Origin of the sequence: Pseudomonas sp. NPDC090233, assembly GCF_044772285.1 — a bacterium.
Lineage (GTDB): Bacteria > Pseudomonadota > Gammaproteobacteria > Pseudomonadales > Pseudomonadaceae > Aquipseudomonas.
Map to the genome: position 1 here is coordinate 205,625 of NZ_JBIVYQ010000006.1, position 13,198 is coordinate 218,822.

General features: G+C 61.8%; 6 protein-coding genes. 2 read left to right on the forward strand and 4 right to left on the reverse strand.

Going from position 1 to position 13,198, the window contains the following annotated elements:
• Positions 1-10: 10 nt before the first annotated feature.
• The 4 genes from ACIQUF_RS18240 to betI all read right to left on the reverse strand — a co-directional run bounded on the left by ACIQUF_RS18240 (position 11) and on the right by betI (position 5,864).
• Positions 11-1,753, reverse strand: a complete 1,743-nt coding sequence (locus tag ACIQUF_RS18240) for a potassium/proton antiporter (protein WP_403134458.1) — start codon at positions 1,751-1,753, stop codon at positions 11-13.
• Between the two features lie 176 nt (positions 1,754-1,929).
• Positions 1,930-3,618, reverse strand: a complete 1,689-nt coding sequence (gene betA / locus ACIQUF_RS18245) for a choline dehydrogenase (RefSeq protein WP_403133923.1) — start codon at positions 3,616-3,618, stop codon at positions 1,930-1,932.
• Positions 3,619-3,696: 78 nt separating this feature from the next.
• Positions 3,697-5,169: a betaine-aldehyde dehydrogenase gene (betB, locus tag ACIQUF_RS18250; RefSeq protein WP_400796427.1), complete on the reverse strand. Its 1,473-nt coding sequence runs from the start codon at positions 5,167-5,169 to the stop codon at positions 3,697-3,699.
• A 38-nt stretch (positions 5,170-5,207) separates the two neighbouring features.
• Positions 5,208-5,864, reverse strand: a complete 657-nt coding sequence (gene betI / locus ACIQUF_RS18255) for a transcriptional regulator BetI (RefSeq protein WP_403133926.1) — start codon at positions 5,862-5,864, stop codon at positions 5,208-5,210.
• Positions 5,865-6,342: 478 nt separating this feature from the next.
• Between betI and ACIQUF_RS18260 the strand changes: the two genes are divergently transcribed.
• Together ACIQUF_RS18260 and ACIQUF_RS18265 are read left to right on the forward strand one after the other, a co-directional pair.
• Entirely contained in the window at positions 6,343-8,346 is a 2,004-nt protein-coding gene (locus ACIQUF_RS18260) for a BCCT family transporter (RefSeq protein ID WP_403133928.1), read from the forward strand.
• A 127-nt stretch (positions 8,347-8,473) separates the two neighbouring features.
• Positions 8,474-13,153 carry a dermonecrotic toxin domain-containing protein gene (locus ACIQUF_RS18265; protein ID WP_403133930.1) on the forward strand — a complete coding sequence of 1,560 codons (4,680 nt, stop codon included), beginning with the start codon at positions 8,474-8,476 and terminating at the stop codon, positions 13,151-13,153.
• Positions 13,154-13,198 lie beyond the last annotated feature (45 nt).

Consider the following 13,198-nt stretch of genomic DNA (forward strand, 5'->3'; position numbering starts at 1 on the left):
ATAACGGAGTTTAGAGGAACAATCCTGGTCCGGGTCGCGTTCCTTCGGGGAATCTGACGCCCACTTTCTGGATCTTGTTCCCGTCCATGGTCGCCACGGTCCAAATGGTGCCGTGCCATTCGACCTGGTCACCTACTACTGGAGCGCCTCCGACCTTCTGTCGGATGAACTGCGCCAGCGGCATTTTCGCGTCCAGGCCGTCGAGTTTCAGGCCATACAGTGCTGCCACCGCGCCCAGTTCGGCATCGCCTTCGAGCACGAAATCGCCGAAGAAGCGCAGGTCCAGGCCGCGTTGCGGCGCCTGGCTGAACAGCTTGCCCAGCGCCGGCAGGTTGTGTTCGTGGCCGATCACGCAGAGCATGTCGCCGACTTCCAGTACGGTACTGCCCGAGGGGTGCAGCAGCTGTTCGCCACGGAACAGCGCAGCGATGCGGGTGCCTTCAGGCATTTTCAGCTCGCGCAGGGCGGCGCCGATGCACCATTTTTCCGCACCCAGGCGGTAGACGAACAGCTCCCACTCGCTGGTGATGTGCACCTCCAGCGCAGAGCGCGATATCGGCGCCGGGTCCGGCGGTACCGTGACCTTCAGCAGCTTGGCCATCCACGGCAGGCTGGTGCCCTGCACCAGCAGCGACACCAGCACGATGAAGAACGCCAGGTTGAAGAACAGCTGCGCATCCGGCAGCCCTGCCATCAGCGGGAACACCGCCAGAATGATCGGCACCGCGCCGCGCAGGCCAACCCAGGCGATGAAGCCCTTTTCGCGGCCATGGAAGGCCTTGAATGGCAGCAGCGCGGCAATTACCGACAACGGCCGCGCGACCAGGATCATCCACAGCGCCAGGCCCAGTGCCGGCAGGGCGATGGGCAGCAGGTCGTGCGGCGTGACCAGCAGGCCCAGCACCAGGAACATGCCGATCTGCGCCAGCCAGGCCATGCCGTCGAGCATGTGCAGGATGCCGTGGCGGCTGCGGATCGGCTTGTTGCCCAGCACCAGGCCGCACAGGTATACGGCGAGGAAGCCGCTGCCGTGCAGGGCGTTGGTCGCCGAGAACACTGCCAGGCCGCCGGCGACCACCAGGATCGGGTACAGACCGCTGGCCAAGTTGATGCGGTTGACCAGCTGCAGCATCAGCCAGCCGCCGCCCAGTCCGAGCAGGCCACCGATACCGAATTCGCGTAGCAGGTGGGTCAGCAGGCTCCAGTGCAGGCCGGTCTGGCCGCTGGCGATCATGTCGATCAGGGTGACGGTGAGGAACACCGCCATCGGGTCGTTACTGCCGGATTCGATCTCCAGCGTGGCGGTGACCCGTTCGTTCAGGCCCTTGCCGCCGAGCAGCGAGAATACCGCCGCGGCGTCGGTGGAGCCGACGATGGCGCCGATCAGCAGGCCCTGGATCAAGCTCAGGTCGAACAGCCAGGCGGCCACCATGCCGGTGAGGGCGGTGGTGATCATCACCCCGACCGTGGCTAGCGACAGCGCCGGCCACAAGGCCACGCGGAAGCTCGCCACCCGCGTGCGCAGGCCGCCGTCGAGCAGGATGACGGCCAGCGCCAGGTTGCCCACCAGGTAGGCGGTCGGGTAGTTGTTGAAGATGATGCCGCCACCGTCCACGCCAGCAACCATGCCGACGGCGAGGATGATGACCAGAATCGGGATGCCCAGGCGCGACGACAGCGAGCTGACCAGGATACTTGCACCCACCAGCAATGCGCCGATCAGAAACAGGCTGTTGATGGTGCTGGCATCCAAAGGCAGGTACTCCGGGGTCGCGCGGGAAAGGGATATGACTGGCAAGTCGCGTGCCAATCGATTCTAACCTGATGAATTGGCGGGATGTAAAGCGTTTCTGCAGATGTGCAAAAGGCACCGCGGAGGGTGCCTTTTGGTGGGTTGCCTGGGCGGGCGCTTCGCGGATGAATCCGCTCCTACACTTCCCGCATCGGCTTGCCTTTAACCGGCGCACCGTTGGCCTTGTAGTACTTGGCAGTACTGCGCGGCAGCGGCTTGCGGTTGCGGATCTTGTCGGAGATCTTCTCGGCGATCATGATCGTGGTGGCGTTGAGGTTGCCGGTGATGATGATCGGCATGATCGACGCATCGACCACACGCAGGCCCTGCATGCCATGCACGCGGCCTTCGCCATCGACCACCGCCAAGTCGTCGGTGCCCATCTTGCACGAGCAGGACGGGTGGAAGGCGGTTTCGGCGTGCTCGCGGATGAACTTGTCCAGCTCTTCATCGGTTTGCACGTGCGCGCCCGGGCTGATCTCGCGACCACGGTACGGGTCCAGCGCCGGCTGGGCCATGATTTCGCGGGTCAGGCGGATGCCATCGCGGAATTCCTGCCAGTCCTGCTCGGTGGCCATGTAGTTGAACAGGATGCTCGGGTGCTGGCGTGGGTCTTTCGACTTGGCCTGGATGCGGCCACGGCTTGGCGAACGCATCGAACCCATGTGCGCCTGGAAACCATGTTCCTTCACGCCGTTGGAGCCGTTGTAGTTAATCGCCACCGGCAGGAAGTGGTACTGGATGTTCGGCCACTCGAATTCAGGGCGGGTGCGGATGAAGCCACCGGCCTCGAACTGGTTGCTGGCGCCGATGCCGGTGCCGTTGAACAGCCACTCGGCGCCGATGGCCGGCTGGTTCCACCACAGCAGCGACGGGTACAGCGACACCGGCTGGGTGCAGGCGTACTGCAGGTACAGTTCAAGGTGGTCCTGCAGGTTTTCGCCAACGCCCGGCAGGTCGTGCACCACCGGGATGTCGAGGCTTTCCAGCAGGGCGCGCGGGCCAACGCCGGAGCGCTGCAGCAGTTGCGGCGAGGCGATGGCGCCGGAGCTGACGATGACTTCCTTGCGGGCGCGGGCTTCGACGCGCTCTTCGCTGTCGCCAACCAGGTAGGTCACGCCAACGGCACGCTTGCCGTCAAACAGCACGCGGTCGCTCAGGGCATGGGTGACGATGGTCAGGTTAGGGCGCTTCTTGGCCTGGTCCAGGTAGCCGCGTGCGGTGCTGGAACGGCGACCTTTCTTGGTCACCGAACGGTCCATCGGGCCGAAGCCTTCCTGCTGGTAACCGTTGAGGTCTTCAGTGCGCGGGTAACCGGCCTGCACGCCGGCCTCGACCATGGCGTGGAACAGCGGGTTGTTGCCCGCTTTTGGCGTGGCAACGCTGACCGGGCCTTCGCCACCGTGGTAGTCGTTGGGGCCGATGTCGCGGGTTTCCGCTTTGCGGAAGTACGGCAGGCAATCCAGGTAGGTCCAGTCTTCCAGGCCTGGCAGTTCTGCCCAGCCGTCGAAGTCCATGGCGTTACCGCGGATGTAGCACATGCCGTTGATCAGCGAAGAGCCACCCAGGCCCTTGCCGCGGCCACATTCCATGCGGCGGCCGTCCATGTGCGGCTCTGGGTCGGTCTCGTAGGCCCAGTTGTAGCGGCGGCCTTGCAGCGGGAAGGCCAGGGCGGCTGGCATCTGGGTGCGGAAGTCGAAGCGGTAGTCGGGGCCACCGGCTTCCAGCAGCAGGACCGTGACGCTGGCGTCTTCGGTCAGGCGGGTGGCCAGGGTGTTACCGGCCGAGCCTGCGCCGACGATGATGTAATCGAATTCTTGGGACATGAACGTACCCTCGTGTTGGCGGTGATCAGGGAGCGGAAACGCCCGTGCACGGCGGCACGGGCGTGGCTGGACTGGGCCTTAGAAGACCGAGTTGTAGCCGCCCAGCTCGACCTGGACCGACTTGATGCGAGTGTATTGAGCCAGCGAGCTGACGCCGTTTTCACGGCCAACGCCCGACTGCTTGTAGCCACCAACCGGCATTTCGGCCGGCGACTCACCCCAGGCGTTGATCCAGCAGATACCGGCTTCAAGCTGGTGAATGATGCGGTGGGCGCGGCTGATGTCGTTGGTGCACACACCGGCGGCCAGGCCGTATTCGGTGTCGTTGGCGCGGCGGATGACTTCTTCTTCGGTTTCGTAGGTGAGGATGCTCATCACCGGGCCGAAGATCTCTTCCTTGACGATGGTCATGTCGTCGGTGCAGTCGGTGAACACGGTCGGGGCCACGAAGGCGCCCTTGGCGAACTCACCTTCGGTCAGACGCTCGCCGCCGCACAGTACGCGGGCACCTTCTTCTTTGCCCTTGGCGATGTAGCCGAGCACGCTTTCCATATGCTGGAAGCTGACCAGCGGGCCGAAGTTGGTGTTTTCGTCTTCCGGGTTGCCAACGCGGATGCGGGCAACGCGTTCGGCGATCTTGGCTTCGAACGCGGCTTTCATTTCAGCCGGGATGAACACGCGGGTGCCGTTGGTGCAGACCTGACCGGAGCTGTAGAAGTTGGCCATCATGGCGATGTCGGCTGCCTTGTCCAGGTCGGCGTCGGCGCAGATGATCAGCGGCGACTTGCCGCCCAGTTCCATGGTGACTTCCTTGAGCGAGGAGCTCGAAGCGCTGGCCATGACTTTTTTGCCGGTGGTGGTGCCGCCGGTGAAGGAGACTTTCTCGATGCGCGGGTGCTCGGTCAGCAGGGTGCCGACTTCGCGGCCGCTGCCGGTCAGGACGTTGAACACGCCGTTCGGCAGGCCGGCTTCGGTGTAGATCTCGGCCAGTTTCAGGGTGGTCAGCGAGGTGACTTCCGACGGCTTGAAGATCATCGCGTTGCCGGCGGCCAGGGCCGGGGCGGATTTCCACAGGGCGATCTGGATCGGGTAGTTCCAGGCGCCGATACCGGCGGTCACGCCCAGCGGCTCGCGGCGGGTGTAGACGAAGGACGATTCGCGCAGCGGGATCTGCTCGCCTTCGATGGCCGGTACCAGGCCTGCGTAGTATTCCAGCACGTCGGCGCCGGTGACGATGTCGACGTAGCGGGTTTCCGAGTACGACTTGCCAGTGTCCAGGGTTTCCAGCATGGCCAGCTCGTCGTTGCGCTCACGCAGGATGTCGACGGCGCGGCGCAGGATGCGCGAACGCTGCATGGCGGTCATCGCGGCCCAGACTTTCTGGCCACGCTCGGCGCTTTCGACGGCTTTCTCGACATCAGCCTCGGTGGCACGTTGCACGTGGGCGAGGACTTCGCCGGTAGCCGGGTTGATGGCTTCAAAGGTGGCATCGCTGCCAGCGTCGACGTAAGCGCCATCAATGTAGAGTTTTTGCGTTCCGAAACGGGCCATAGTGTCCTCGCAAGTGCAGTGTGTGGTTGGCGTGCGCGTCACGCTCCTGCCGGGTTGGGAAGGGCCATGCGCGCTTGTTCAGCAGCCTGGTCTGTGCTGTCCAGGGTGTGCTGCTTAGCCAGTTGTAGATCCATGTATTCGTATGCAATCCGTATCGCCTGGTCGGTGTCGAATGCATCACCCGACAGGGCGCCACGCAGCCACAAGCCATCGATCAGGGCCGCCAGGCCGCGGGCTGCCTTGCGCGCATGGTAAAGCGGCAGGGCGCGGCGGAACTGACAACACAGGTTGGAGTAAAGGCGGTGATCGTTGATCCGCTGCAACCTGTGCAAATCGGGCTGGTGCATGCTGGAAGCCCAGAAGGCCAACCAGGTTTTCATTGCCGGGCCGTTCACCTGGCTGGCATCGAAGTTGCCCTCGATGATCACTTTCAGGTGGGCACGCGGGCTGTCGTCCGTCAGGGCCTGGCGACGTGCTCGAACGCCTTCGTTGAGCATGTTCATGATGTAACCCATCGTCGCTGCGATCAGGCCGTTCTTGTCCCGAAAGTAGTGACTGATGATGCCGTTCGACACACCGGCCAAACGGGCAATAAGCGCAATGCTGGCGTCCCCCAGGCCTACCTGATCGACCGCCTGCAACGTGGCTTCGATCAACTGCTGGCGGCGGATGGGTTGCATACCGACCTTGGGCATCTTGCTATCTCCTCAGGCCCTGCGAGCAGACGACAGGCGGCTGACTCGGCGAAGGCCAGTCTATTTTGTTTTGATTGAACGTTCAATCAATAAAGAATAAGCTCTGCGACAATTTGTGCCATTGACAGTTTTCAAGGCTGTTTCGAAGGCACTTATTGACACCCCAGGAAATCGTGTAACCCCCGGAATACAAGGCGTTGACGGGCATCAGCGATGCGAAATTCAGATTCTGCCGAGCGGTCGACGACCTGCGGCAGGCCCTTGGAGCGGGCGGGGTGCTCTGTGGCGAATGCGCGCACTTCGAGCAAGTGCGGGGCATTTTCAGCAGGTCACCTGTCTGTTTTTTTGCAACGTATCGATTCGGGATCACGGTTTCCAAGGTGCTTTTATAACACCTGATGCAGTGGGGCTATTGCACCAATTGCTCGGGAAAGACTGATTAGCCTCCACAAGCCGTACTGCCCGGAGCATTCGTGCAATGAGTTCTGCCTCCCTTACCAAACCCCCCGCCGAGAGGGTACGGGTCAACCGCGTGGTGTTCTTCACCTCCGCGCTGATGATCCTCGTTCTGACTGCCTTGCTGATCGCTGTACCGGAAACCGCCGGCCAGGTGCTGGGCGTTGCCCAGAAATGGCTGACGCGTACCTTCGGCTGGTACTACATGCTGGTGATCTGCGGTTACCTGGTGTTCGTCGTCTACCTGGCGTTTTCCGACTACGGCAGCCTCAAGCTGGGCGGCAAGGACGACCAGCCGGACTTCAGCTACGGCGCCTGGGCCGGCATGCTGTTCTCGTCCGGTATCGGTATCTCGCTGCTGTACTTCGGCGCCTCCGAGCCGCTGGACCACTACTTCAACCCACCGGAAGGCACCCCTGCCAGCCTCGAAGCTGCGCGCCAGGGCCTGCAGCTGACCTTCCTGCACTGGGGCCTGCATGGCTGGGCGATCTACGCCCTGGTCGGTTTGGCCGTGGGTTATTTCGCCTACCGCCACAACCAGCCGCTGGCCCTGCGCTCGGCGCTGTACCCGCTGGTCGGTGAGCGCTGGGTCAAGGGCGCTGCCGGCAATGCCGTGGACATCTTCGGCATGTTCGTCACCCTGCTGGGCCTGGTGACCAACCTCGGTATCGGCTCGATGCAGGTGTCGTCGGGCCTGGAATACCTGTTCGGCATGGACCACAGCAAGACCAACCTGCTGGTGGTGATCCTGGTCATGGCGGGCGTGGCCACCGTGGCGGCGGTGTCGGGTGTGGAAAACGGCATTCGCCGCCTGTCCAACCTGAACATCGCACTGTTCAGCGGCCTGTTGATCTTCGTATTGCTGGGCGGCGAAACCCTGCACCTGCTCAACGGCTTCGTGCAGAACGTTGGCGACTACCTCAATGGCATCGTGCTGAAAACCTTCGACCTGTATGTGTATGAAGGCGAGGCGGGCAAGTCCGAGCGCTGGCTGGGCCTGTGGACCGTGTTCTACTGGGCCTGGTGGATTTCCTGGGGCCCATTCGTGGGTATGTTCATTGCCCGTATTTCCAAGGGCCGCACTGTGCGCCAGCTGGTCATGGGCGTGCTGTTGATCCCCCTGGGCTTCACCCTGGCCTGGCTGTCGATCTTCGGCAACACCGCGCTGGACCTGGTGATCAACCAGGGCGCCGTGGAGCTGGGCAAGACCGCGCTGGAACAGCCGTCGATGTCGATCTACCAGCTGCTGGAATACTTCCCGGCGGCCAAGATCGTGATCGGTGTGGCGGTGTTCGTCGGCTTCGTGCTGTTCCTCACCCCGGCCGACTCCGGCGCGGTGATGATGGCCAACCTGTCGTGCAAAGGCGGCAAGGTCGACGAAGATGCCCCGCACTGGATGGTGGTGTTCTGGTCGGTGGTCATCACCCTGGTCACCATCGGCCTGCTGTTCGCCGGTAACTTCGAAGCCATGCAGACCATGGTGGTGCTGGCCGGCCTGCCGTTCTCGGTGGTGCTGGTGCTGTTCATGTTCGGCCTGTACAAGGCCATGAAGCAGGACGTCGCCGTGGAGCAGGAGCGCGCCGAACTGGCCGCCCGTGGCCGCCGCGGCTTCAGCGAGCGCCTGACCCAACTGGAACTGCAGCCGACTCAGGCGGTGGTGCAGCGCTTCATGGACAAGCAGGTCAGCCCGGCACTCAAGGAAGCCGCTGCGCAGCTGCAGACCCTGGGCTTCGAAGTCGAAAGCCGCGTCGGCCAGTCGCGAAACATGATGGGCCTGCGGGTGATGATGGACGAGGGTAACCCGTTCGTTTACGAAGTCAGCCTTGATGGTTACATGGCCGCGCCAAGCGAAGCGCCGGTCGAGGGCGAGCCGGAAGTGCGCCAGCGCTTCTACCGCGCCGAGGTGTACCTGCATGACGGCAGCCAGGAGTACGACCTGATGGGCTTTGCGCCGGAGCAGATCGTGCGTGATGTACTGGATCAGTTCGAAAGCCACCGCCAGTTGCTGGGGCGTGTGTACAGCTGATTTGCGGCTGCAACCAAAAAAAACCCTGCTGATGTGAGCAGGGTTTTTTTATGCCCAGCAACATGTAACGCCTGCCGCGCAAGGGCTTGCGCGACCTTCCTGGTTCACTTTCCAGAGAACCAAGCACATGCCCGCCCCAGATACGTCAACGTTCGACTTCAAAAGCGCTGCTGCCTTGCATTTCAGTGATCGCCCGACGCTGCGGCAGGTTGCCAGCAAGCACCTGCTTGAGGTGCTGTTAAAAGAACTGCCGTGGTTGGCAGCGGTAGAGCCGGTGCTGGGCTCTGCTGATCCTCTGATGCTGGACAGCCCGGCCCCCGGGACAGATCACTGGACCACGCAATCGCTGGTCGATCATGTATTGAGTGCGCTCCTGGACAGCAGCCCGCTGGATGTCGAGCCTGTGGAGGGGCGTCATCACAACCTGGGGCTTACCGGGGCCTATCGATTCGCCGGTTCGCAGAGTGAATTGGATACGCGCCAGACCTCCGGTCTGAGCGGCCCACTCAACGATTTGCTGGGCCGGCTGCCAACCCTGTTTGGCGAGGCGCAAGTCGAGTACTGGAGCAAGCTCGGCGCTGCCGGCGTCAGCCGCGACCTTTGGCTGCAATGGCTGCTCAAGGCGGCACTGGCCTTTCGCCTGCCTTCACAAGGGCTAAATTTGCACCAGCAAGCGTGCTTGCGCGGATTGCTCCGTGGGGGCAGGGAGCAACCCGAGGTCTATCTGGTCGAGGTAGAGCTGGGTTCGGCTACCGAGACCCTGGTTGAAGCGCAAGCCGGTTTGCTGGTGAGCGGCGAATGGGACGAACAGCGTGTGTTGTTGTGGTGTGAGCCCACTGGCGACGTACGTGGGTTCGACTCACTGCAGGCATTTTCCCTGGGCCTGCGTAATGGGCTGGCGCAGCGCTATTCATTCGACAGCATGGGCTGGAGTCGCTACCCGATAGAGGGCAATGTCTTCGCCCAGTACGCTGGGCTGCTGCTGGAAATCCAGCTTGAGCGGATTGAGCGGCTGCGTTACTCCCCCATTGCTGACCTGGCGCAGTTGGAGCAGCTGTTCGATCACTTGAGCGACCCCGGCCAGTGGTTCGCCAGTTTCATTACCGACACAGCGAAGGTGCCTGCACCGCCAGGGCTTGTCGGTAGCCGTGGCAGCGACAGTTTCGCTTATTGCGAAGCGCTGCTGCAGCTTGGCCTCGAACAAATGGAGGTTGATGGCCTTGGAACCCTCGACGGGATACAGGACCTCACCGGCTACACCCGCCAACGGCTGGCGGAGTTGATGCGCGAGAAGCATGGCTACCACGGCTCGGTGGACGACTTTGTGCTGGAGCTGGGCCTGGCGCGCGGCATACCAGGCGGCGCGGCGACCGGCAGTGGCGGTGGAGAGCCGTTGGAAATCAGCCAGAAAACCTTGAATGCGTTCGCCATCGGCAATCTCAATTCACTGAAGGGGGCTGCCATCCTGAGTATCAAGCACCAGGACGGCAGCGACGGCCCCACTTGGCTGAACGCCGACAGCGTGAGGGCGCTCGTCAGCGAAGCGGACATTGGCGGCCGATACCCACGCTATGTGGCCGATGCGTTGGATGCTCCGGTCAAGCGCCCCGATCGGCTGAAGCGTTTTGCCCGTGAGTGGCGCAGTGCCATGGTGTTCAGCGCGCTGCAGGCGAAAGTCGACGGCAAACTGACGGAGGCGGGGTTGCAGTGCGTGGTGGACTTCTGCGCAGGGCGGATGGACGAGGTGACGCCCAGGGCTACGATGATGCCGCTGGCGTTCAAGCGTCAACCGAAGTCCCAGCACATGGATCGTGTTCGCTGCATGTATGTCCTGTATTGCGCGGAGCCCCGGCTGGTGCTGTTGTACCGCCCTCTCTACCAACAGGATGTTATTCGCGAATATGCCAGCCTCGCGGCATTGCTGGAGCACATTGGTGAGTCGGCGCTGCTGCAGGACAGTATCGTGCAATGGCTTGAGCCCGCGGTTCGGCATATTTATGCCAACGGTGGTTTCAAGGAACCGCATGTCGCCAGCTTCGGCATCGACCCGTACGCAATCCCTGAACGACCGAAGCCCCCGGTATTGGCCACTGAGTTTTGGCTCGCGGACTTGGATGAAAAACTCTATTCGGCCAACCGCGACCTGCTGGTCGAACTTGCGGATTTGCAATCCACTTCCGATGCCGAGAGCTACTGGGCGTCTTTGGCCGAGTTTGCCTGGCTGCTGTTCAATACTGTTACGGTCGTGCTACAGGGGCCAGTGGCCAGTGCTGCCTGGCTGCTGCAACTGCTCGGCTCACTTGAAAGTGAGATGACCGTAGTGGAACAAGAGGAAGGGGTAACGCGCAGCGCGGCAGTCGCCAACCTGCTGTTGAACCTTGGCATGGCGTTGTTGCATATACGGCAGCCGCCTCCCCTCAACGTCCCTCGTCCGCGCTCGCCGCTTGCGGCCCAGTTCGAGGGGCTGCCGGAACAGCGGGGCGCTTTTGCCGAAGTGGCCATCACGCCGGACGCCGGCACGTTGCAGGGCAGCGGTGCCTTCGCAGGCGAACAACGGCGGCGTCTGGACTTTGCCTGGCGTGCGAACCAGGGTGTCAATTGGCTGCCCGCTTCCCATCGCGCAGCCTTGAATGCGATGCGATCCAGCCTGTCATTGCACGACCAGAATCCTGTGGCCAGTGGCGACAGCCAAGGGCTTTATCGTGTGGATGGGCACTACTACGCGGCGCTGGCTGGCGAGAGTTATCGTGTCGAAAAGGTGCCTGGTGGTGTGCAAATCGTGGGCGCGCGCGGGGAGCGGGGGCCTTGGCTGAAGTACGAACACGGCGAGTGGCGCATAGACAGTGCCTTGCGCCTGAGGGCGGGAATGCCGCGTGATACGTTGGCCAGCCGCCTCAAGACGAAATTCGCTGGTATGTACGAGCAGTCCCAGGTTATTTCCGAGCAAGCACGCGTTTCGACGGCACGCTATAACGCGGTCATAGACAAGAAGCTCGAGACCAATAACAAGTTCGATAGTTTTCAAAAACTCAGGGCCGCTGTGCAAGCGCGGCTTGATGGTCGCGCACGCACCGCAGAGAACCAGAAGGCCAACCAGGATGATGAGAAGTTACTCGGGATATGGGATGAGAAGATTGCAGAGCTGCGGGGCATTGGAAAGAAACTGGACATCCAGTCCGTAGAAGCCCTCGAGGAGACCCTCTCGTATGACAAGAAACTTTTTACCCTGCTGAGCAGCTTGCTTGAGGACAAGTACAACAGTTATCGCAGCGCAGCGCAGTTGGACACCCTGGAATCGATGAAGGCACTCAATCTGACTTGCATGATCAGGAATACCGACATCATGCTCGTCCAGTTTACCGAACTGGTCGACTATCCTCATCTCGATAGGCTGAGAGCGAAAGTTACGGGCCAAGTGGTTGGGGCTGTCAAAGACGCGTATGCCGAGTATCGTCAGGCGCTTGAGAATGTTGTGGCCTATCAAGAGCGGATGTTGGTGGCGGAAGCCCACTTTGACCAGCTATTGACGGACGCGCCTGGCAACATGGTGGTTGAAGCTGATATCGCAGGTCAGGGGCCTACCGTGGACCAGATCATTGGTTTGCGAAGCTACAGTACGGTTCAGTTACGCGTGCACCACGTGATGAACCTGGCGGATCTGGTGCTGCACATGGATAGCCCTGTGCGGCAGGCACGTATCGCTGAACTTCGAGAGAGCCTGGCGGGCCAGTCACTGCTTGCCGCTGCCAGCGCCCATGGCGAGCTCTCCTTCGCCAATGTGTCGCTGGACGATCGGATTTCCATCTTTCAGGAAGCGTGGGACGAGTATGCGGCTGCGCTGGTCAACAGCGCGACCATTCTGAGCCGCGGCGACTCCGTGGTCGATTCCCACTGGCTGCAGCGTTATCGCGAACACATCGAGATACTCAAACTTGATGCCGGGCAGCGACTGGTCAGGGCCATCCAGGCTCAAGAAAGCGCAAACACGCAACCGGAGCGTCAGCCGTACCCGCCCACGATGCAGCACCAACAGGTGCTGCGTACGGCTGATGGGTTGATTGTCATCGCCACCAGAGTGCAAGAGAACGGGCAGGAGATCCTGCAGGTCGTTGACCCTGTCAGCAAGGAGGTGCGTTCAATCTACGAGCTGGAGGACGGTATCTGGCAAGACCGCCAAGACCCATCAGCACCGACAGCCCCGATGGACGATGACGTTGTGACTGACGCTGCCATGAGCGTTCAAGCGTTGGTCGATGAAAGCGATGAGCTATTGGCGAGGGCGGATGACTTTATCAGGAACGATTTGAGGGGGCGCAAGCTGTCCCTGCTGTTCGACAGGCATATCGACAAGCTTCGCAACGCTATCGCTGCGCAGGGCGAGGAGAGCCTGCCAGATGCACTGGTCAAACGCCTGGAAGAGGAACTGGACAAGCTGCGCTCGCAAAAGGGTTTGAAGTTGATCAAGCTCTATACCGATACGCACTACCCCTATCCCGACGGTTTGCAGTTCATGCACGCGAAAGGCTTGATCAAGGCTGACTACGTCGAAAGGCGGGAAATGGAGGACGGCAGCACGTTCGATGAATACAAGATAATTCGCCTGGCCAATCCGGGCGACCAGAAAGGACGTCCCTTGTGGGCGGCCCATTTCCATATGCCGTCAGGTAAGTCGTACTCACGTGAATTTACCGTTGGGCACCTTAAGAAATGGTCCCAACGGCGTCGCAGTGGGCGCGAAGACGAGGGCGGACGGGTTCATCGGGGTAGACTGACGCTCGAGCAGGCAGAAGGCATCATTCCGTTCTGACGTGATGCCGGGTACTGCCGCAGCTATGCAGTAACACTTGGCTGC

Bases quoted from the DNA above. Each gene is read 5' to 3' on its own strand.
- betB (WP_400796427.1), bottom strand. From the start codon at position 5,169: ATGGCCCGTTTCGGAACGCAAAAACTCTACATTGATGGCGCTTACGTC.
- ACIQUF_RS18265 (WP_403133930.1), top strand. From the start codon at position 8,474: ATGCCCGCCCCAGATACGTCAACGTTCGACTTCAAAAGCGCTGCTGCC.
- betI (WP_403133926.1), bottom strand. From the start codon at position 5,864: ATGCCCAAGGTCGGTATGCAACCCATCCGCCGCCAGCAGTTGATCGAA.
- ACIQUF_RS18260 (WP_403133928.1), top strand. From the start codon at position 6,343: ATGAGTTCTGCCTCCCTTACCAAACCCCCCGCCGAGAGGGTACGGGTC.
- betA (WP_403133923.1), bottom strand. From the start codon at position 3,618: ATGTCCCAAGAATTCGATTACATCATCGTCGGCGCAGGCTCGGCCGGT.